Below are 19680 nucleotides of genomic sequence, written 5' to 3' on the forward strand. Positions count from 1 at the left end.
CTAATCCTGATCTTGTTGTCTTGTGCGTTGCCGCACCGTGCTATCGGGTGGTCGTTGTCTCTCAGAAATCCTGGCCGGGCTTTTCGGCAGTCCTGTCAGCGTCCGCCATCCGGTATCGGACCAGCATCTGGCTACGTGACAGGAATGACTTGCTCGCCGGGCCCGCGAGCAGGGCAGCATGTATCACATTTGACCGGGTAAGTGCCAAATCCAATTCTGTCGATTTTAGTGCAGTGACGACGGGAATCTCCGGCTTGGCGCCGCGATTTCCCTCATTTTGACGCGCCAGCATGTCCAATTTGCGGATTCCGTCCGCGGCCCCGTCGCTGGCATGGATCAGGACCTCGACCGTACCCTCCCGAAGCGCGCTTTCGACCTTGCCGAAACCGGCGACGATCTGGCGCGCCTTGGCCGCAATCCCAAGGGCTTCGACCACGCTCCGGACCAGGAGCGCCTCGAGGTCGGCGGGAAACGTCTGAGGGATGCGCAGCTCGCGCTTGAAGGCTTTCGTAAAATGGTGACGCCGAACGGCTTCCGCAACCACCTCGCGCGAGGCGGTGACCCACATGCCGCGTCCGGGCAGCTTGCGCTTGAGATCGGGAACTATGTGCCCTTGCGGCGAGACGACGAAGCGGATCAGCTCGTCGATCGGCCGGACCTCGCGGCTGACCGCACACATCCGCACGGTCGCGGACCTTTCGGTCCGCGGTCCATGGTCGAGTTCGGGGTCAGTATCGGCGAGCATCCGGGTGACATCCTCCTTCGCCCTAAGCCGGCTGATCTTCGGTCGCCTCGGCCTCTTCAGCAGGCTTGGCGAGATCGGCCTCGGTGATCCATCCGGCCTTGACGCGGGCCTGCATGATCATCGCTTCAGCATCGTCACGGGAGATCTCCAGGCCATCGAGCGCGCCCGGATATTTGGTCTGCTCGCCGCCTTCCTTGCGCTCGGTCCAGCCGACCAGATCGTCCGTGGCGCAACCGGCGAGGTCGTCGACCGTCTTGATGTCGTTCTCGCCGAACTTCACCAGCATCTTCGAGGTGACGCCGGGCACGTCCTTCACGGCGTCCTCGACGCCGAGTTCCTTGCGCCTGGCCTCGAGCTCGGCTTCCAGCTGTTCGAGATATTCCCGGGCGCGGTTCTGGAGTTCCTGCGCGGTCTCCTCGTCGAAACCTTCGATGCCGGCGAGTTCCTTGACGTCCACCATCGCGAGTTCCTCGACCGACGTGAAGCCTTCGGACGCCAGCAACTGGCCGACCACTTCGTCGACATTGAGCGATTCCATGAAGACGCGGGTGGAGTTCTCGAAGTCGGCCTGGCGGCGCTCCGATTCCTCCTGCTCGGTCAGGATGTCGATGTCCCAGCCGGTGAGCTGCGAGGCCAGACGCACATTCTGGCCGCGGCGGCCGATCGCCAGCGAGAGCTGGTTGTTGGTGTCGGGCACGACGACCTCGATGCGCTCGCGGTCTTCGTCGATGACGACCTTGGAGACTTCGGCCGGCGCCAGCGCGTTGACCACGAAGGTCGCGATGTCGGGCGACCAGGGGATGATGTCGATCTTCTCGCCCTGCAATTCGTTCACCACCGCCTGCACGCGCGAACCGCGCATACCGACGCAGGCGCCGACCGGATCGACCGAGGAATCACGAGAAATCACGCCGATTTTTGCGCGCGAGCCGGGATCGCGGGCGACCGCCTTGATCTCGACGATGCCGTCATAGATCTCGGGCACTTCCTGCGCGAACAGCTTTGCCATGAACTGCGGATGGGTGCGGGAGAGGAAGATCTGCGGCCCGCGGGTCTCGCGGCGGACATCGAAGATGTAGGCGCGGACGCGGTCGCCGTTGCGGAACACTTCGCGCGGCAGCATCTCGTCGCGGCGGATGATGGCCTCGCCGCGGCCGAGATCGACGATCACACTGCCATATTCGACGCGCTTGACGACGCCGTTGACGATGTCGCCGATGCGGTCCTTGAATTCCATATATTGCCGGTCGCGCTCGGCTTCGCGCACCTTTTGCACGATCACCTGCTTGGCGGATTGCGCGGCGATGCGGCCATATTCCAGCGGCGGCAGGGTGTCGGCGATGGTGTCGCCGACCTGGGCACCGGGATTGGCGCGCTGCGCATCCACCAGCGAAATCTGGTTGGAATGGTTTTCGACCGTCTCGACCACCAGCATGTGGCGCGACAGCCGCAGCTCGCCCTTCTTCGGGTCGATCTCGGCGTGAACGTCGGTCTCGCTGCCGTAGCGAGCCCGCGCCGCCTTGGCGATGGCATCCTCCATCGCCGCGATGACGATGCCGCGGTCGATCGATTTCTCGCGCGCAACGGCGTCGGCGATCTGAAGCAATTCAAGTCGATTGGCGCTGACTGCCATGGCTAGTCTCCTTCGTCAGGATCGATTTCGCCCCGTCGCGCGCGTTCGGCGGCCAGGCGATGTTTCTTGGTATTGGTCGGAGCCGGCTTCTTCGTCGCGGCCGGCGTCGGTTTCTTAGTCGGCTTGGTGTTCTTGGTCGTTTTTTCGCTGATGCTGGCGTGCGGCGCCGCCGGCGGCTCGAGGCCGAGATTGCGGCGCATTTCGCGGGCCTGGGCCTTGCCGCGGCGCATGGATTCCGCGATCAACTCGTCCGTCAGCACCAGCCGTGCCTCGGCGATGTCTTCCATCGTCAGGAGAACGTCGGCAGCCTCGCCCGCCTTGATGTCGTCGCGATGCAGATGCACGCGGTCGCCTTCGACGGGGCCGATCGTGCCGCGGAACCGCTTCCGCCCCTCATGGGCGACAGCCATTTCGACCTTCACCAGATGGCCGGCATAACGCTCGAAATCGGAGCGGCGCACCAGCGGGCGGTCGATCCCCGGTGAGGAGATTTCCAGCCGATAGGCGCGATCGACGGGATCGGCGACGTCGAGCACGGGCGACAGTGCCCGCGAGATCGCCTCGCAATCCTCGATCTGCATGGAGCCGTCCGGCCGCTCTGCCATAACCTGCACGGTGCAGCCGGATTCCCCGGAAATGCGGATCCGCACCAGGCGGTAGCCCATGCCTTCGAGCACCGGCCCCGCGACCGCGGACACCCGCGCCGCGACGCCCGGCTCGACCACGAGCCTCGGCTCGGCCAGCAATTCGGCATCCGTGGAACCAGGGTTCGGTTCGGTCATGTCAGAGGTCAAGGCGCTCGGTATGGTTAAGGCTTGGTTAAGCTTTCAAGCCCGCTTCGGAACTCTCCCGACAGATCGGCGGGCCGCACATCTTCCACCAGGCCGCGTTCAGGTAATAAAAAAGAGCGGGTCCTTTCGGGCCCACTCTCACTACGCGGATCGTATGAGAAGATGAATTGCCGGTGATATAGCCCTTTCCGCCCTCTCGGACAAGGCCCATTGCACGGCGCGCGAGGCTTTTTGCGCTCGCTGTGCGGCCCGCTGGCGCAACGCTTCCTTCACCTCCAAGGCCTAGATTCCCTGATTGTGGGGCGGCTTGGACCAGGGCGTACCCGCGGCGTGCCCCCTACGAGTTTGCGTTTTCATGACCGTTGCCACGTCGCTCATTCCCGGACTGGACGATATCGTCAAACGCGGCGACCCGCGGCGTCGCGGCGAGATCGCGCATGCCATTTCCCAATTGTTCTTTCAGGACGCCGAGAACCTCCGTCCCGATGTCATCGATCTCTTCGACAATCTGCTGATCGATCTCGTCCCGCATGCCGAGCTCGCCTCGCGCGTCGATCTCGCCGAACGCTTCTCGCGCCTGAACAACGCGCCGCGGCGTCTCGTGAGCGAGCTCGCGCGCGAAAACGAAATCGCGGTGGCGGGCCCCGTGCTGCGCCATTCGCCCGTGCTCGACGACGCCGCTCTCGTCGAAATCGCGCGACTGAAGGGCCAGGGACATCTGCTGGCGATGAGCGAACGCCCCACGCTGTCGGCTGTCATCACCGACGTGCTGGTCGAGCGCGGCGATCGCGACGTGGTGCGCCGCGCCGCGGGCAATGCCGGCGCGGTGTTCTCGCCTGGCAGCTATTCGGAGCTGATCAAGCGTGCCGCGCAGGATGGCGTGCTGACGCTCAGGATCGGCCAGCGCAGCGATCTTTCGGGTGAGAACCTGAAACAGCTTCTCGACGGTACGCTCGACGTCATCCGCCGTCGCCTCTCGAGCGTGGTCAATCCCGTGCGCCAGGTCGAGATCACGCGCGCCATGGCGGCCATCGAGGAAGCCACGCTGCCGCCGGGCCCGCGTCGCGATTTCTCGGGAGCGCAACGTACGGTGCTGGCCTTGCATCGCGGGGGCCATCTTGGCGAGAGCGCGCTGTTTGGCTTCGCGAAGGCTTACAAATACGAGGAGGCGATCGCTTCGCTCTCGGCGATGTCCGGAGTCCGCCTCTCGGTCCTCGACCGCCTGATCACGGGCGACCGCTACGATCCAATCCTGGTTCTGGGGCGTGTGCTGAATGTCAGCTGGCCGACGGTGCGGGCGCTGATCCTGATGTGGTACGGCCCGAATCGCACGCCAGCCGATGCCGATCTTGAGCAGGCGCGCGCGAATTTCACGCGCTTGATGCCGACGACCGCCGAGCGCGTCGTGAATTTCTGGCGCAACCGGCAGACGATCTAGACCCGCCTGAACCGCAGATACGCCGCCTTGCGCCCCTCGCGCGTGGCCTTTCGGCCGTAGCGCGTCATCGTGTATCCGGCCCACGGCAGGCGAAAATCATCGGCGCGCTCCGCGAGCCAGACAAAGTCCTGCGAGCGCGACAGATGCGACAGCGTCCAGGCGCAGTAATCGTCGATGTCGCAGACGAAACGAAATTCGCCGCCGGCTTTCAACACGCGCGCCATCGCGGCGATGGTCCGGTCCTGGACGAAGCGCCGCTTCCAGTGCCGCCGTTTCGGCCAGGGATCGGGATGGATCAGGTCAATCCGCGACAGCGAAGCTTCCGGCAGCCAGGCCAGGAGCTCGGCGGCATCGCCTGCGAACAGGCGGATGTTGCCGATCTCGGCGGCCTCGATCTGCGCGAGGATCTTCGCCATGCCGTTGACGTAAGGCTCGCAGCCAATGAAGCCGGTTGTGGCGAAGGTCTGCGCTTCCGCCGCAAGATGCTCGCCGCCGCCGAAGCCGATCTCGAGCCGCAAATCGTCGGCTGCGGGGGCGAAGATCTCGCGGGCATCCGCCGGTGCTGCGCGGTCGATGGCGAGCGCAAGACGCGGCAGCAGATGATCGATCAGCTCGGCTTGGTGCTGCCTGAGCTTGTGGCCCTTGCGGCGTCCGAAGAAGGCGCGCTCGCTGTCCTCGCGATCCGGATCTGATTTGCGCTCACTCATCGTAGCGTCTGGTAGAGGCGGTGGAGCAGCCGCGCGCGCGGTGCGAGCGACGAGACATAGAGCTGCTCATAATGGGTGTGCGCGCCCTTGCCGTCGACGCCGAGCCCGTCGAGCGTCGCGGTGTGGGCGGCGGTGAAATTGCCGTCCGAGCCGCCGCCGGTGTGAACGTCCACCAGATCGAAGCCGATCTCCGTGGCAACCGTCTTTGCATGTTCGTACAGCGAAGCGCCTGCATTGCTCTTCTCGTAAGGCGGACGATTGAGCCCGCCCGTGACCTTGACGGTGACGCCATCTGTCTTCGATGTCAAAGCGAGGATCTTGCCGACGAATTCATCCGCGTCCTTGAAGCTCGGCACGCGCAGATCGATTTCAGCATAGGCTTCTTCCGGGGTCACGTTGGGCCGCGTGCCGCCGCGCACCACGCCGACATTGACGGTGACGCCGCGCGCCAGATCGTTCATCGCCTCCAGCGCCAGGATGACGTTGGCAAGCTCGCGGATCGCGCTGCGGCCATCCTGGGGCCGCGTGCCGGCATGCGCGGGCACGCCCTTGATGAACACTTCGAATCGCCCGACGCCCTTGCGACCGGTGACGATCTTGCCGCCCTCGCGCGCCGGCTCCGTCACCAGCACGTATTTCGCCTTGCGCCCTTCGGTCTCGATGAGTGCGCGAGAGGTGGGGCTGCCGATCTCCTCGTCCGAAGTGAACAGATGGATGATGCCGAGCGGCGGGCGATCGGCCGTGGCGCAAAGCGCGCGAAAGGCGTGGTGGGCGATGTAGGCGCCGCCCTTCATGTCGTAGATGCCGGGACCGAACGCGCTGTCGCCTTCGACCTTGAACGGCAGGCGCTCGATGAATCCCATGGGGTGAACGGTATCGAGGTGGCTCAGCACCAGGATACCCGGCCGGTCCTGGCCCCAGGTCGAGCGCGCCACGAGATGATCGCCGCAACCATCGACACCGGCGATGCGCTCGAGCGTAACAGGGAGATCGCGGTATTGCTCCGCGACCATCGAGACGAGCTTGTTGACCTGTTCAGGCGTGTCCGTTGGCGTCTCGACCTCCACCCAGCGGCGGATGCCATCGAGAATAGTTTGAGAATCGAACCAATTGGAGCTGGCCATGGGCGCATCTGTGCCTTTGAATCGCATCATCAAGGAGGACGCGCATCAAAGCGCGGCCACAAATGACGACATAGGCCAGATTTGACGCAGTCTCAAATCGGATTGAGATGGCGCGTCAGCGCTTGTCGGGGCCTTCGCGGGCCGCAATCTGCTCGACGAGATCGACGATCGAGCGGCGCATCTTCGAATCGGTGATTCGGGTGAACGCCTTGGTCAAAGCGAGTCCTTCGGAAGTCGCGAGGAAATCCGAGACGTAAGACGGCGATGCGCCTTCTGCGAAGCCGTCCGGCCCCGCCACGCCGCTCGGACCGCCCTCGAACAGGAAGGACACCGGCACCTGGAGAATTTCGGCAATTTGCTGGATGCGGCTCGCGCCGACCCGGTTTGTGCCCTTCTCGTATTTCTGAACTTGTTGGAAAGTCAGGCCCAAAGCTTCACCGAGCTTTTCCTGGCTCATGCCCAACATGATGCGGCGCATCCGCACGCGACTGCCGACATATTTGTCAACAGGGTTGGGCGCTTTCGACATTTCCTCAGCCCTCCAAACATCACCTTCGGCGCAATCAGGAATGCCTGAGGTGTAAGCAACGTCAAAATCAGACCCTGTTATTGGGAAACATTGCGGAGAAATTTAGCAATACCCACTGTCTTTTGCAGCCGGTGCAGAATGAGGAGGCCGCGTGCAGTCTGTCAACCGTGGGACTACGGTTGTCAAAAGCTATCGGCCGCGGCTGCGTGATCAGGGATGCCGTTTGGCAACACGTCTGCGGACCGCCAGAAACACGGCGAGCGCGACAAACATGGCCGCGGGTACATCGCCCACGCGCGCATAGATAGTCGGCGGGATCGCGGCGGGCAGATTTGCATCCAAAATGCCTTCGATCCCGAGACCGAGGCTGGCGACGATGCGTCCCACCGGATCGATCACTGCGGAAACGCCGGTATTGGCGGAGCGAACCAGCGGCAATCCGAGCTCGATCGCGCGCATCCGCGCCTGTTCGAGGTGTTGGTAGGGGCCGGTCGAGATTCCGAACCAGCCGTCATTGGTGAGATTCACGATCCAGCCCGGACGTTCATTGCGTCCAGCCACCTCGCCGGGAAAGATTGCTTCGTAGCAGATCAGCGGCAGCGCGGACGGCGCGCCGGGGACCGGCAGCGCATGCCGCACGGTGCCGGCAATGAAGCCGCCGCGCACACGCGTGAGTTGCTCGAAACCGAGCTTCTCCATCAGACCCTGGTAGGGAAGAAACTCGCCGAACGGCACCAAATGCAGCTTGTCGTACATAGAGAGCACGCTGCCATCGTGGTCGATCACGTAGATCGAATTGTAGGCGCGTGTGATCGGCGTGCCCCGTGGCAGGTCGGGCGCGCGGACCGAGCCCGTGATCAGCACCGTGCCCTTGGGGAGAAGCTCCGCGATTTGCGCCATCGCATCGGCTTCGCGAGTCAGGAAGAACGGAAAGGCGGATTCCGGCCAGATCAGGATGGTGGCATCGCGCACGCCGGTCGATTGCGGTCCGGAGGCGCGGTCCGACAAGGCCAGATATTTCTTCATCACCTCCGCCTTGGCGGCGTAGTTGAATTTCGCGTCCTGCTGGAGATCCGGCTGCATCAGGCGCAATTTGGTGCCGGCGACCATCGTGGTCGGATGCAGCGACAGGCGGATCGCGCCGAAGATACTCATGACCAGCAGGACTGCCACGGCTGCGGCCGGCGCGCGCCACGCCAGGCGGCGATCGGGCGTGCGGTCGATCAGCGCCGCGGGGCTTGCGAAGATCGCAACCGTCAGGAACGTCATGCCCCACAGGCCGATCAGCGACGCCGTTTGTGCCAGCGGCAGCGGCTCGGACAGCGCATAGCCGAACGCGTTCCAGGGAAAGCCGGTCAGCGCATGACCCCGCAGCCATTCCGTGATGGTGAGGCTTGCCGCGAGCGCAAGCACGCGCGTCGCGTTCTTGGTCCAGAGCAGGCGGGCGAGCGCAAAGCCCATTGCCGTGAAGATCGACAGATAGGCCGGCAGGCCCAGCACGGCGAACGGCGTCAGCCAGGCGAATACATCGGCGTCGACGAAGAAGGCGTAGCCGATCCAGTAGAGGCCGGGCACGAAATAGCCGAGGCCGAACCAGTAGCCGGTAAGCGCCGCGGCGGGGACGCCGCGATATCGTCCGGCGCCGGCGCCGTCGATCAGCCAGACCAACACCGGGAAGGTGATGAACAGTACCGGGAAGGCGTTGAACGGCGCCAGCGCCAGCACCGAGAGCGCGCCGGCAGCCATCGCGACGAGCGCGCGCTTCCATCCCCAGGTCAGGATGATGGCAAGCGCGATCTGGCGAAATCGCTGGAAAGGGCTCACTGCGGACCGGTCCCGTCGCTTGGCGGCGGGGTGGGCGTGTCGCTGGCCGTCGGCTGGCTGCCATCCGGCGCAGCCTCGCGGCGCCGGCTCTCGCGCTGGGTGCGCGGCGCGGGGCGCTCCTTTCGCGTCGAGATCCGCAGTCGCTTGACCCGGCGCGGATCGGCATCGAGCACCTCGATCTCGTAATGGCCGGGACCCGAGATCACCTCGCCGCGCACCGGCAGGCGCCCGACGAAGCTGACGAGATAGCCGCCCAGCGTCTCCACTTCCTCGCCGGCCTCGCCGGTGACGAAGTCCTCGCCGATCACGGTGCGGACGTCGTCGAGGCTGGCGCGGGCGTCGGCGATGAAGGCGTTGTCGGGCAACCGCACGATCGAGGGTGGCTCGTCGCTGTCATGCTCGTCGTCGATCTCGCCGACGATCTGCTCGACGATGTCCTCGAGCGAGACCAGGCCATCACTGCCGCCATATTCGTCGACCACCAGCGCCAGATGGATGCGGGTGGCCTGCATCTGCGCGAGCAGGTCGATCGCCCGCATCGACGGCGGCACGTAGAGCAGCTTGCGGATGATGCGCGCTTCCTCGAGCGGCAGCGCGAGATCGACCGTACGCAGATCGAGCCCGGCCGGCAGAGGTTTCTTGCGCTTGGTTTTCGTGACCCCCGACACGCGCGCACGCGCGGTCATGAAGGCGAGCAGATCGCGGATATGGACGATGCCGACGGGATCGTCGAGCGTCTCGTTGTAGACCACGAGGCGCGAATGGCCGGCGCTCTCGAAACGGTCCATCAACTCGCCGAGCGGGATGTCGCGCTTGACCGCGACGATGTCGGCGCGATGCACCATGACGTCGGCGATGCGACGCTCGTGCAGGCCGAGGATGTTGCGCAGCATGGTGCGCTCGACCGTCGAGAAGCCGGTGTCGTCGGGCGTCGTCGCGTCGAGCACGACCTGGAGGTCGTCGCGCACCGAACCCGCCTTCCAGCCGAACAGGCTGCGAATGGCACGCAGCAGCCAGCCCTCCGCGGTCGGGCGCATCACCTCGCCGGAGGTCACCACGACCGGTAAATTGGCCGTGTTGCGCGGATTGTCGTGAGTCGGGTCCGAATCCGGCATCTCAATGCGTCCCTGGGCGGTCGGCATAGGGGTCGGGAATGCCGAGATGAGCCAGGATCTCTCGTTCGAGCGCTTCCATTTCCTCGGCGTCGTCTTCGTTTTCGTGGTCGTAGCCGACCAGATGCAGGAAACCGTGCACGGCGAGATGGCTCAAATGATGATCGAACGGCTTTTGTTCCTCGTCCGCCTCACGCCGCGTGGTCTCGTAGGCGATCGCGATGTCGCCCAGCATGCGCGGCGCATCGCCAGGCTTCCAGTCGCCTTCCGGCTGCAGCGCGGGAAACGACAGCACGTTGGTCGGCTTGTCGATGCCGCGCCAGTTGCTGTTCAGGGTGCGGATGCCGGCATCATCGGTCAGCATCACCGCCACTTCCGCCTCCGCAACGTCTTCGTCGACATTCTCGGCGGCGGCCGCCACGGCGCGCTGGATCACGGCTTCGGATTCGGGCTCCCGCTGCCAGCAATCGGCGACGACGAGGACCTCGGTGATGGGAAGGTTGGGGTGTGACATTGTCCTTGTTCCGAACGAAGGGGCGCCGTGTCCGCGCCCATATGGTCCGGTTGCTGTCTCGTCAGGATTTACCGGCGGCCGGCCGCTGCGGCGACCCTTCGTAGGCGGAGACGATCCGCGCCACGAGCTCGTGGCGGATCACGTCTTCGGCCTTGAAATGAACTTGCGCAATGCCTTCGACGCCGCTCAGCAGGCGCGTCGCCTCGGCGAGGCCCGAGGTCTGGCCGTTCGGCAAGTCGATCTGCGAGGGATCGCCGGTGACGATCATGCGGCTGTTCTCGCCAAGGCGGGTCAAGAACATCTTCATCTGCATGGACGTGGTGTTTTGCGCCTCGTCCAGGATGATGGCCGCGTTGGTCAGCGTGCGACCGCGCATGAAGGCGAGTGGCGCGATCTCGATCTCGCCGGTCTGCAGCGCGCGCTCGACAATGCGCGCGTCCATCAGGTCATAGAGCGCGTCGTAGATCGGGCGGAGATAAGGATCGACCTTCTCGCGGAGATCGCCGGGCAAAAAGCCGAGCCGCTCGCCGGCTTCCACCGCCGGGCGCGACAGGATGATCTTGTCGACTTCCTTGCGCTCGAATAGCTGCGCGGCATGCGCGACCGCGAGCCAGGTCTTGCCGGTGCCGGCGGGGCCGATGCCGAACACCAGCTCGTGGCGCTTCAGCGCGCGGATATAGGAATCCTGCGCCGCCGTGCGCGCACGCACCGGGCGCTTGCGCAGATTGATGCTGTCGAAGGTGGATTTGGCCGACTTGGCGTCGAACTCGAACAGCGAGCCCTGCGCGATCACGGCTCGGATCGCGCCCTCGACCTCGCCCTGGTCGAGATCCTGTCCCTTCACGGCCTGGGCGTAGAGCGTCTCCAGCACCCGGCGCGCGGCATCGCAGCCGTCGCGCGAGCCGCCAATCGTGATGTGGTTGCCCTTGGAATCGACGACGACGCCAAGCCGCCGTTCGATCTGTGCCAGATGCTGGCCATAAGGGCCAACTAGCGCGGACGCGGCGCGGTTGTCGTCGAAGTCGATGACGACCTGGGTCTCGGGCGGAACCTGCATGTCGCGGTCAAATTTGCGGCTGGGAGCGATGGAAGAAGACGAATCCGATGCGCTTTTTGGCAAGGGTTCAGGCTCCAGTGGCGATGGGCGATAAAGCGGGCACGCGCGCCATGGCGAGCTCGCCGAGGAAGCTGTAGCGTTCGAGACTGTCGATCCGGACCGGCAGGATCTGTCCGATGATGTCGGGGGAGGCCATCACATGCGCGGGCTGGAGGAAGGCGGTGCGGCCGACGATCTGGCCGTCCTTGCGGGCCGGGCGCTCGAACAGCACATCGACCGTTGAGCCAATCGCAGCCTTGTTGAAGGCCGATTGCTGGCTGTCGATCAGTTCCTGGAGCCGCTCCAATCGCTGGTCCATCTCGGAGGGGGACACCGTCTCCTGCATGTCCGCGGCCGGCGTTCCCGGCCGGGCGGAGTATTTGAACGAATATGCCGCAGCGTAGCCGATTTGCGTGACAAGCGCGAGGGTCGCGAGAAAATCTTGCTCGCTCTCGCCGGGGAAGCCGACGATAAAATCTGATGAGAAAGCAATGTCTTGGCGTGCGGACCGGAAACGGTCGACGACACGCCGATAATCATCGGCGGTATGTTTCCGGTTCATGGCAGCCAGAATCCGGTCCGAGCCCGACTGCACCGGCAGGTGCACGAACGGCATCAAGGCATGGAGATCGCGATGGGCTGCAATCAGACTGTCATCGACATCGCGCGGATGGCTGGTCGAATAACGCAGCCGCGCGACGCCCGGGAGCGCCGCGAGGTGCTCCAGCAGCCTGCCGAGCGGCCAGCTTTTTCCGTCCGGTCCCTCGCCGTGATAGGCGTTGACGTTCTGTCCGATCAGCGTGAGCTCGCGCACGCCGTTCTCGGTGAGCCGCTTCACGTCGTCGACGATCTTTGTCACCGGCCGCGAGACTTCCGAGCCACGCGTGTAAGGCACGACGCAGAAGGTGCAGAACTTGTCGCAGCCTTCCTGCACCGTGACGAAAGCGGAAATGCCGCGGGCGCGGATCGCGCCGGGCTTGGGCTGGGCCAGGAAGCCGAACTTGTCCTGAGCCGGGAATTCGGTCTCGATGGCGCGGCCTTCATTGCCGGCGCGCTTCAACAGCTGCGGCAAATGATGATAGCTCTGCGGTCCCACCACGACGTCGACCGCGGGTGCACGGCGCACGATCTCCTCGCCCTCGGCCTGTGCCACGCAGCCTGCGACCGCGATCTGCATGGTACGCCCGTCGCGCGCGGCGGCGTCCTTGGCGACGCGCAGGCGGCCGAGCTCCGAATAGACCTTTTCCGAGGCCTTCTCGCGGATATGGCAGGTGTTGAGGATGACGAGGTCGGCGTCATCAGCGCTGGCCGTCTCCACGAATCCTTCCGGGGCCAGCGTGTCCACCATGCGCTGGGCATCGTAGACGTTCATCTGGCAGCCATATGATTTGATGTGCAGCTTGCGCGGCGGCGTCATGGAATCCGGAATTGAGGTGGAGGACCGCCCTCAGATATAGGCTGGGGAGGCGAAAATCCAGCGATTGGCGCCCTTTGGGCTGTCATTCCGGGGCGAGCGCTGGCGGGAAGTGCGGAATCCCGCCAAAACCTCGGGATTCCGGGCGTGTGCGTGTCCCGGCAGCCGCCAGCTGCACTCAGAAAATACCCTGAATCAGCCCGCCAGGGTGTCCGCCGCGACCCGCCGGACCAGCTCCGGCAATTGCCGCATATCGTCGAACGTCAATCCGGCCCCGGCGGCCCGGAGCCTTTCAGCGTGGCCCGGCGGGCAATGGCTGCCACCGTGAAAGCCCAGCACGGTCATCCCGGCGGCATGCGCGCCGGTCACCCCGGGGACGCTGTCCTCGATCACGAGGCACCGCTCCGGCGCGACTTTCATCTGCGCGGCGGCGAACAGAAAAAGATCGGGCGCGGGCTTGCCGCGCGCGACCTGGCTCGCGGAAAAGATGTTCGGCGCAAGCAGATCGTAGAGACCGGCGCAGGTCAGGCCATGATGGATCTTCTCCGGTGTGCCGCTCGACGCAACGCATTTGGGCAAATCGATTGCGCCAATCGCTGCGGCCACATGGGTGATCGGCTGCAAATCGCTGGCATAAAATTGCAGCGTCGCAGCATTCACTTGGCTTTCGAGATCATCGGGAAGATTGCGGCCGATCTCCTGTTCGACCATTCGCCGTGCATCTTTCTCGGATACGCCGAGGAAGCGGACCAGCACCTGCTCCGATGTGATCGGATAGCCGTGCCTCGACAGCACATCTGCATGCGCGCGACAGGAGATCACCTCGCTGTCCACGAGCACGCCGTCGCAATCGAAGATGACGAGATCGATCGCCACTTAACTTGTGGGTTTCTCGTCGTCGAGCGGGACGCAATAGAGTTCGAGCCGATGATCGACCAGCTTGTAGCCGAGCTTGCGGGCGATCTCCGCCTGGAGCTTCTCGATCTCCTCGGAGGTGAACTCGATCACCTTGCCGTCGCGCAGGTTGATGAGGTGGTCGTGATGGCTGTCGCGCATCTGCTCGTAGCGCGCGCGGCCTTCGCGGAAATCATGGCGCTCGATGATGCCCGCATCTTCGAACAGCTTGACGGTCCGATACACGGTCGAGATCGAGATCTTGTCGTCGACCGCGACACAGCGGCGATATAGTTCCTCCACATCGGGATGATCGACCGCCTCCGCGAGCACGCGGGCGATGACACGACGCTGCTCGGTCATGCGCATGCCTGTGGCGGCACAGCGCGCCTCGATGCCGGACGCCTTGGAAGCGGGGGAAGGTTTAAGACCAGTCATGTGATGTCCGCCTGACGGGGCGCTTTCTGCCATCAATGTTACGACAAGTCACGTCGCATCAGAAGTGCGTTCAATTGTTCCCCGTTCGGCTGCTTATAGTAGCGTTCGCGGCGTCCGACCACCATGAATCCGGCTCGGTCGTAGAGCCGCCGCGCCGGCTGGTTATTTTCCTCGACCTCAAGAAATATTGTGCGCACGCCGCGTCCTGCCAGGTGGCCGAGATGGGTCATCAGCAGCGTGCGAGAGAGGCCGCGGCCGCGATGGGCCTGATCGACCGCGATCGAGAGAATCTCTGCTTCGTCTGCGCCGATCCGCGACACCGCGAAGCCCACGGTCTTGCGGCCGAGCCGCAACCGGTGCACCAGCGTGTTGCGCTCGCTGAGCATGCTCTCGAACTCGCCTTCGCCCCAACCGCGCGCGAAGGAGGCGCCGTGGAGTTGCGCAAGCCGTGCGACGTCGCGCGCGACAGCCGGCTCGACGACGGCCGTACCGCCGCGCCACCATTCCGACAACCATTTCATCGTGAGCTTGCGGCTTGTGCTGCAAGCGGCAGTTGTGCGGGCGGCTTTGCGTCGGGCGCCCGCAGATAGAACGGCCGCGCCGGATTTGTCGCGGGATCGGCGGCGGCGCCAAGCCATGCGACCCAGCCGATGTCGGGCGCGGGCTGCGCGTCGACCGCGACCGGCTGCGGCATATCTTTCGGCCAGCGCTCGGCGAGGATCTTCGCGGCATTGCCGACCAGATGCGGCGCGCCGAATTGCGACGCCGCGATCGCCTCGTCGATGGGAGCGACGCCCGGCCGCACCAGCTGACTGCCGTCACCGGCCACGATCTGGAAATAGACGTGGTCGTGCCGCGCGTCGATCGCCGAGATCACCGGCGCCGCTCCGCTCTGGCCGACGACGGCGGCGGCATAGGCCGACAAGGTGGTCAGGCCGACGGCGGGCCGCTTCGCAGCAAGCGCAAGGCCGCGGGCGGCCGAAATGCCGACGCGCAGGCCGGTGAAACTTCCGGGGCCCATGGTGACCGCGATGCGCTCGAGCGCTGTGAAGGCGAGGTTGGCTGACTGCATCACGCGCGCGATCATCGGCATCAGCGCTTCGGCGTGGCCGCGCTTCATCAGAAGCTGCTCCTGCGCGAGGAGCTGGCCGGCATCGGTGTCGAGAACGGCAACCGCGCACGCTTCCAGCGCGGTATCGATGGCAAGGATCAGCATGGAACGATGGTAGCACCATCCGTCATGGAATGCTCGTCATCATGGCCGGGCTTGTCCCGGCCGTCCACGCCTTTGCGGCCCCAGCCTACATCGGCCGGACTTCGACCACGTCGGGGACGAAGTGCTTGAGCAGGTTCTGGATGCCGTGCTGGAGCGTCGCGGTCGATGACGGGCAGCCGGCGCAGGAGCCCTTCATGTTGAGATAGACGATACCATCCTTGAAGCCGCGGAAAGTGATGTCGCCGCCGTCATTGGCGACCGCTGGCCGCACGCGGGTCTCGATCAGATCCTTGATCATGTCGACCGTCTCGGCATCGGCTTCGTCAAAGAACTCGTCCTCTTCGTCGAGATCGACATCGCTCGCGGCCGCACCGTCGGCGAGCAGCGGCGCGCCGGACATGTAGTGCTCCATGATGGCGCCGAGGATCGCGGGCTTGAGCTGTTGCCATTCACCGTTCGCCTTGGTCACGGTGATGAAGTCCGAGCCGTAGAACACGCCGGTGACGCCGGGGACTTCGAACAGCTTTTCGGCGAGCGGCGAGCGTGCGGCCGATTCGCGGTTGGCAAATTCCATCGGTCCGCCGTCGACCACGACGCGGCCGGGAATGAACTTCAGCGTGGCGGGATTGGGGGTGGCTTCGGTTTGAATGAACATGGTTTTCTCCAGACGTCGCCGGTTCAAGGCCGGCGCGTGCTCTATCCACTAGCAGATGGCGACGGCGAACGCACGGTCAAGGGGTAAGCTGGCCGTTCACCTGTTATATCAGCGGGTTAGGGTACCCGCTTCTTCCCTCTGCCGGCTAACGGGGCGAGGCGAACGAGCAGCAGTCTAGGACAGCGAATCCACGCTCTGGTCGCTGAGCGCGCCGGAAATGACCGTCACCGGCACCGGGAACGTGCCCAGCGCGTGCGCGAGCAGCGCGACCAATGGCCCCGGGCCTTCCGCGCCCGGGTTCGCGGCGAGCACCAGCATGGCGATGTCGGGGTCCTCGTCGATCACCGCCAGCAGCTGTTCCATCGCAGCGCCTTCGCGGATCACCCGTTCCGGCGTGATCGCGGCGATGCCGTTGGCGCGGCCGGCGGCACGGTCGAGCGCGGCTTCGGCCGCCTCATGCGCTTCGGCGCGCATGATGTCGGCGACCCCCAGCCATTCCTGGCTCTGCTGTTCGGGCTCGATGATGCGGAGCATCACCACGCCGCCACCGGCCCGAATCGCCCAGCGGCTGGCGTAATAGACCGCGCGATCCCATTCGGCGGTGTCGTCGACGATGACGAGGCATTTGGGCTTGTGACCCGGCTCGAAGCAAAGTCGCTTGCTGGTCATGCATGTCCCGGAATGTCCACGCTGACATGCTGCCACACTCCGTCGTACTTGGGGAGAGCAGAAGCGAGCCGGCGCCGTGGCGTCGGCCGCGTTTTCGCGAACTTATTATCAGCGCCGACGGATGAAGCCCACGATGTCCTTCGAGAGCGTCATGGTCTCGTCGGCAATCGCGCGCGCGCGGTCGGCGCCATCGTTCAGGATCGCATCGATATGGCCGGGGTCGGCGACGAGGCGCTTCATCTCGCCGGCAATCGGCGCGAGCTTCGTGACGCACAAATCCACCAGCGCGTTCTTGAAGCTGGAGAACTGGCCGCCGCCGAAATCCCTGAGCACGTCGGCCTTGGAGCGGCCGGAGAGCGCGGCGAAGATACCGACGAGATTGTCGGCCTCGGGACGCGCTTCCAGACCCTTCTCCTCGGTCGGCAGCGGCTCCGGGTCGGTCTTGGCCTTGCGGACCTTCTGCGCGATGGTGTCGGCGTCGTCGGTCAGATTGATGCGCGAATTATCCGACGCATCCGACTTCGACATCTTCTTGGTGCCGTCGCGCAAGCTCATCACGCGCGTCGCCGGGCCCGTGATCAAGGGTTCCGGCAGCGGGAAGAACAGGCCGTCATTGGCGCCGAGGTTGCGGATCGACTCAGCGAAGTCGTTGTTGAACTTCTGCGCGATGTCGCGCGACAGCTCGAGATGCTGCTTCTGGTCCTCGCCGACCGGCACGTGGGTGGCGCGGTAGAGCAGAATGTCAGCCGCCATCAGCACGGGATAGTCGAACAGACCGACGGAGGCGTTCTCGCGGTCCTTGCCGGCCTTCTCCTTGAACTGGGTCATACGGCCGAGCCAGCCCATGCGCGCGACGCAGTTGAAGATCCAGGCGAGCTCGGCGTGGCCCGAGACCTGGCTCTGGTTGAACACGATGTGCTTGCTCGGATCGATGCCGCTGGCGATGAACGCCGCGGTCACCTCGCGGGTGTTGCGCGCGAGCTCGACTGGTCCGCCCCAGACGTCCACGCCCTGCGTGATCGCGTGCATGTCGACGACGCAATAGATGCAGTTGTGGGTTTCCTGCATCTTCACGAAGTTGACGATTGCGCCGAGATAATTGCCGAGGTGCAGATTGCCCGTCGGCTGGACGCCCGAAAAAACCCGTTCAACGAATGGCATGGCAGCTTCCCTGCAAGATACGGGGCGTCGTTTCCAACAGCGGCGCTGCCCCGTCAAGGGAATTTCGCTGACTTCAGGCGCCGGGATCGGGCTGGGCGGGGCGCTTCAAGGCACCGGCCGCCTCGCGCCAGGACGCGACGCGGAGGATTTGCAGGAGCAAGCCATAGACGACGATTCCGGCGGCGATCTGTGATCCCAGCGCAATGAAGCGGATGAGCCCATGGGCCTGTGAAGGCAAGAGGCCCGCGGTCAGCCACAGCAGGCCGCCCATGGCGAGCGCGGCGAGCACGATTCGCGGCAGCCGCTTGCGGGCGGCGGCGTCGACCGAGAAGCCGAATTCACGCGTGCCTTTCCGGAGCAGCGAGATCGCACTGCTCCAGGCGCCGGCGGCAATGCTGGCGGCGATCCCGCTCGCGCCGAAGAAGTGACCGAGCAGGATCGCGAGCGCGACCGCGACCACGAACCCTTTCGCGGTCACCAGCAGCGGCGTCATCGTGTCGCTGCGGGCAAAATAGGCCGGGGACAGCGCTTTGATCAGCACATGCGCCGGCAGTCCCAGCGCCAGCCACATCAGGGCATGCGCCGTGGACGCGCTGTCCTCCGCGCCAAAGGCGCCGTGTTCGAACAGCAGCCGCACGGTCGGCTCGGCCAGCACGATCAGGCCGAGCGTCGCCGGCAATGCCAGCCCGGTCGCGAGTTCCAGCGCGCGCGATTCCACATGCGCAACCGCGTCACGGTCACCGCTCCTCGCCGCGCGCGTCAGCTCCGGCACCAGCACCGTACCCATGGCGACGCCGACAATACCGAGCGGCAGCTCGATCAAGCGGTTGGCGAAATAGAGCCAGGAGACCGCGGCCGGCGTGGCGGAGGCGATGATCGCGCCGGCAACCATCAGCCATTGCGGGCCGGAGCTCGCGATCATGCCCGGGATCGCCTTGGCGAAGAAGCCGCGCATGTCCTTGTCGAAGCTCACGCGCAACGGTGTCGCCAGACGCGCACTTCGCTGCGACAGCAGCATCAGGAGCTGCAACAGGCCGGCGATGCCGACGGAGGCCGCCAATATCCACGCGGCGACGGTCGCGTCGACGTGCCACAGCAGGAGTGTTGTGATCGCAGCGATCAGGGCGATGTTGAACAGCAGCGGCGAGAAGGCGGTGAGTGCAAAGCGCCCCTGCGCGTTGAGCAGGCCCATCAGCACCGTGACGGGTCCCGCGAAGGCGAGATAAGGCAGCATCAGCCTCGCATTCTGGACGGCGAGATCGAGCGATGCGCTGCCGACGAAGCCCGGCGCGATGATCATGATGATCAGCGGCATCAGCAGTGCAATCACGATTGAGATTGCGATCAGGCCCGCGCTCGCGGTGCCGAGCACGCGTCCCGCGAACGCCGCGGCAGCCGCCTCGCCGTCGCGGTCACGAACGCGCAGCCAGGCCGGGATCAGCGCCGCATTCAGGGCCCCCTCGCTGAGCAGGCGCCGCACCACATTGACGAGCTGAAATGCCGCCAGAAACGCGTCCGCCACGGCGCCGGTGCCGAGCAGCGCCGCGATCAGGGAATCGCGTGCAAAGCCCAGCAGCCGTGAAGCCAGTGTCCCCGTCGAGACGGTCAGGAAGGAGCGGATCATCGGAACTGCATAATACCGTTGCTTGCCCGCGAAGGGCCGGCCGTGATAGGCCGCGAGCCAGATTTCAGACCGACAGGAAGCGGATTTCCGCGGGTA

20 protein-coding genes are annotated in these 19680 nt (G+C 65.0%); 1 reads left to right on the plus strand and 19 read right to left on the minus strand.

Annotated features, from left to right (window positions below; genetic code table 11):
* Window positions 1–61: 61 nt before the first annotated feature.
* Genes AC0L3B_RS05160 through rimP form a run of 3 tightly spaced genes read right to left on the minus strand, consistent with a single transcriptional unit; the run spans window position 62 to window position 3160 of the window.
* On the minus strand, window positions 62–745 hold the full coding sequence (locus AC0L3B_RS05160) for an RNA-binding protein (protein ID WP_018455799.1): 684 nt from the start codon (window positions 743–745) through the stop codon (window positions 62–64).
* 22 nt (window positions 746–767) lie between these two features.
* Complete coding sequence (gene nusA / locus AC0L3B_RS05165; protein WP_007603900.1) at window positions 768–2378, minus strand: transcription termination factor NusA; 1611 nt, start codon at window positions 2376–2378, stop codon at window positions 768–770.
* Between the two features lie 2 nt (window positions 2379–2380).
* Window positions 2381–3160, minus strand: coding sequence for a ribosome maturation factor RimP (rimP, locus tag AC0L3B_RS05170; protein WP_018455800.1), 780 nt, complete (start codon window positions 3158–3160; stop codon window positions 2381–2383).
* A gap of 364 nt (window positions 3161–3524) precedes the next feature.
* Here rimP and AC0L3B_RS05175 point away from each other — a divergent pair, with 364 nt between their 5' ends.
* Entirely contained in the window at window positions 3525–4607 is a 1083-nt protein-coding gene (locus tag AC0L3B_RS05175) for a DUF2336 domain-containing protein (protein WP_085362006.1), read from the plus strand.
* Here AC0L3B_RS05175 and AC0L3B_RS05180 read toward each other — a convergent pair.
* From AC0L3B_RS05180 to murJ, 16 genes are all read right to left on the minus strand, one after another.
* Entirely contained in the window at window positions 4604–5314 is a 711-nt protein-coding gene (locus tag AC0L3B_RS05180; protein ID WP_085362005.1) for a tRNA (guanine(46)-N(7))-methyltransferase TrmB, read from the minus strand. The two genes, AC0L3B_RS05175 and AC0L3B_RS05180, sit on opposite strands and share 4 nt — an antisense overlap.
* Entirely contained in the window at window positions 5311–6468 is a 1158-nt protein-coding gene (locus AC0L3B_RS05185) for a M20 family metallopeptidase (RefSeq protein WP_085362004.1), read from the minus strand. The genes AC0L3B_RS05180 and AC0L3B_RS05185 overlap by 4 nt, the downstream gene beginning before the upstream one ends.
* An 85-nt stretch (window positions 6469–6553) precedes the next feature.
* Window positions 6554–6967 carry a helix-turn-helix domain-containing protein gene (locus AC0L3B_RS05190; RefSeq protein ID WP_007598327.1) on the minus strand — a complete coding sequence of 138 codons (414 nt, stop codon included), beginning with the start codon at window positions 6965–6967 and terminating at the stop codon, window positions 6554–6556.
* Between the two features lie 210 nt (window positions 6968–7177).
* The gene (lnt, locus tag AC0L3B_RS05195; protein ID WP_247475031.1) at window positions 7178–8791 is read right to left on the minus strand and encodes an apolipoprotein N-acyltransferase; all 1614 of its coding nucleotides are present in this window, start codon (window positions 8789–8791) and stop codon (window positions 7178–7180) included.
* Window positions 8788–9906, minus strand: coding sequence for a hemolysin family protein (locus AC0L3B_RS05200; RefSeq protein ID WP_026233030.1), 1119 nt, complete (start codon window positions 9904–9906; stop codon window positions 8788–8790). Before AC0L3B_RS05200 ends, lnt begins: the two co-directional genes overlap by 4 nt.
* Window position 9907: 1 nt before the next feature.
* Window positions 9908–10417, minus strand: coding sequence for an rRNA maturation RNase YbeY (gene ybeY, locus AC0L3B_RS05205; protein WP_204513050.1), 510 nt, complete (start codon window positions 10415–10417; stop codon window positions 9908–9910).
* Window positions 10418–10478: 61 nt separating this feature from the next.
* The gene (locus tag AC0L3B_RS05210) at window positions 10479–11537 is read right to left on the minus strand and encodes a PhoH family protein (protein ID WP_081747794.1); all 1059 of its coding nucleotides are present in this window, start codon (window positions 11535–11537) and stop codon (window positions 10479–10481) included.
* Window positions 11538–11541: 4 nt separating this feature from the next.
* Complete coding sequence (gene miaB, locus AC0L3B_RS05215) at window positions 11542–12930, minus strand: tRNA (N6-isopentenyl adenosine(37)-C2)-methylthiotransferase MiaB (protein ID WP_473380105.1); 1389 nt, start codon at window positions 12928–12930, stop codon at window positions 11542–11544.
* A gap of 192 nt (window positions 12931–13122) precedes the next feature.
* On the minus strand, window positions 13123–13803 hold the full coding sequence (locus AC0L3B_RS05220) for an HAD family hydrolase (RefSeq protein ID WP_018455809.1): 681 nt from the start codon (window positions 13801–13803) through the stop codon (window positions 13123–13125).
* The gene (locus AC0L3B_RS05225) at window positions 13804–14259 is read right to left on the minus strand and encodes a Fur family transcriptional regulator (RefSeq protein ID WP_473380106.1); all 456 of its coding nucleotides are present in this window, start codon (window positions 14257–14259) and stop codon (window positions 13804–13806) included.
* Between the two features lie 38 nt (window positions 14260–14297).
* Complete coding sequence (gene rimI / locus AC0L3B_RS05230; RefSeq protein ID WP_018455811.1) at window positions 14298–14780, minus strand: ribosomal protein S18-alanine N-acetyltransferase; 483 nt, start codon at window positions 14778–14780, stop codon at window positions 14298–14300.
* Window positions 14777–15475, minus strand: coding sequence for a tRNA (adenosine(37)-N6)-threonylcarbamoyltransferase complex dimerization subunit type 1 TsaB (gene tsaB, locus AC0L3B_RS05235; protein ID WP_018455812.1), 699 nt, complete (start codon window positions 15473–15475; stop codon window positions 14777–14779). Before tsaB ends, rimI begins: the two co-directional genes overlap by 4 nt.
* 85 nt (window positions 15476–15560) lie before the next feature.
* Window positions 15561–16130, minus strand: a complete 570-nt coding sequence (locus AC0L3B_RS05240; RefSeq protein WP_026233032.1) for a NifU family protein — start codon at window positions 16128–16130, stop codon at window positions 15561–15563.
* A gap of 174 nt (window positions 16131–16304) precedes the next feature.
* Entirely contained in the window at window positions 16305–16799 is a 495-nt protein-coding gene (locus AC0L3B_RS05245) for a universal stress protein (protein WP_018455814.1), read from the minus strand.
* Window positions 16800–16907: 108 nt separating this feature from the next.
* The gene (gene trpS / locus AC0L3B_RS05250) at window positions 16908–17960 is read right to left on the minus strand and encodes a tryptophan--tRNA ligase (protein WP_018455815.1); all 1053 of its coding nucleotides are present in this window, start codon (window positions 17958–17960) and stop codon (window positions 16908–16910) included.
* A 73-nt stretch (window positions 17961–18033) separates the two neighbouring features.
* On the minus strand, window positions 18034–19584 hold the full coding sequence (gene murJ, locus AC0L3B_RS05255) for a murein biosynthesis integral membrane protein MurJ (RefSeq protein WP_473380107.1): 1551 nt from the start codon (window positions 19582–19584) through the stop codon (window positions 18034–18036).
* Between the last annotated feature and the right edge of the window lie 96 nt (window positions 19585–19680).

It is taken from the genome of Bradyrhizobium sp. Kon56 (assembly GCF_055807635.1).

Coding starts and splice junctions, on each gene's coding strand:
- AC0L3B_RS05185 (WP_085362004.1), bottom strand. CDS start 6,468: ATGATGCGATTCAAAGGCACAGATGCGCCCATGGCCAGCTCCAATTGG.
- miaB (WP_473380105.1), bottom strand. CDS start 12,930: ATGACGCCGCCGCGCAAGCTGCACATCAAATCATATGGCTGCCAGATG.
- murJ (WP_473380107.1), bottom strand. CDS start 19,584: ATGATCCGCTCCTTCCTGACCGTCTCGACGGGGACACTGGCTTCACGG.
- AC0L3B_RS05225 (WP_473380106.1), bottom strand. CDS start 14,259: ATGACTGGTCTTAAACCTTCCCCCGCTTCCAAGGCGTCCGGCATCGAG.
- rimP (WP_018455800.1), bottom strand. CDS start 3,160: ATGACCGAACCGAACCCTGGTTCCACGGATGCCGAATTGCTGGCCGAG.
- AC0L3B_RS05200 (WP_026233030.1), bottom strand. CDS start 9,906: ATGCCGGATTCGGACCCGACTCACGACAATCCGCGCAACACGGCCAAT.
- AC0L3B_RS05240 (WP_026233032.1), bottom strand. CDS start 16,130: ATGTTCATTCAAACCGAAGCCACCCCCAATCCCGCCACGCTGAAGTTC.
- nusA (WP_007603900.1), bottom strand. CDS start 2,378: ATGGCAGTCAGCGCCAATCGACTTGAATTGCTTCAGATCGCCGACGCC.
- AC0L3B_RS05180 (WP_085362005.1), bottom strand. CDS start 5,314: ATGAGTGAGCGCAAATCAGATCCGGATCGCGAGGACAGCGAGCGCGCC.
- rimI (WP_018455811.1), bottom strand. CDS start 14,780: ATGAAATGGTTGTCGGAATGGTGGCGCGGCGGTACGGCCGTCGTCGAG.
- ybeY (WP_204513050.1), bottom strand. CDS start 10,417: ATGTCACACCCCAACCTTCCCATCACCGAGGTCCTCGTCGTCGCCGAT.
- AC0L3B_RS05245 (WP_018455814.1), bottom strand. CDS start 16,799: ATGACCAGCAAGCGACTTTGCTTCGAGCCGGGTCACAAGCCCAAATGC.
- trpS (WP_018455815.1), bottom strand. CDS start 17,960: ATGCCATTCGTTGAACGGGTTTTTTCGGGCGTCCAGCCGACGGGCAAT.
- AC0L3B_RS05175 (WP_085362006.1), top strand. CDS start 3,525: ATGACCGTTGCCACGTCGCTCATTCCCGGACTGGACGATATCGTCAAA.
- tsaB (WP_018455812.1), bottom strand. CDS start 15,475: ATGCTGATCCTTGCCATCGATACCGCGCTGGAAGCGTGCGCGGTTGCC.
- AC0L3B_RS05160 (WP_018455799.1), bottom strand. CDS start 745: ATGCTCGCCGATACTGACCCCGAACTCGACCATGGACCGCGGACCGAA.
- AC0L3B_RS05190 (WP_007598327.1), bottom strand. CDS start 6,967: ATGTCGAAAGCGCCCAACCCTGTTGACAAATATGTCGGCAGTCGCGTG.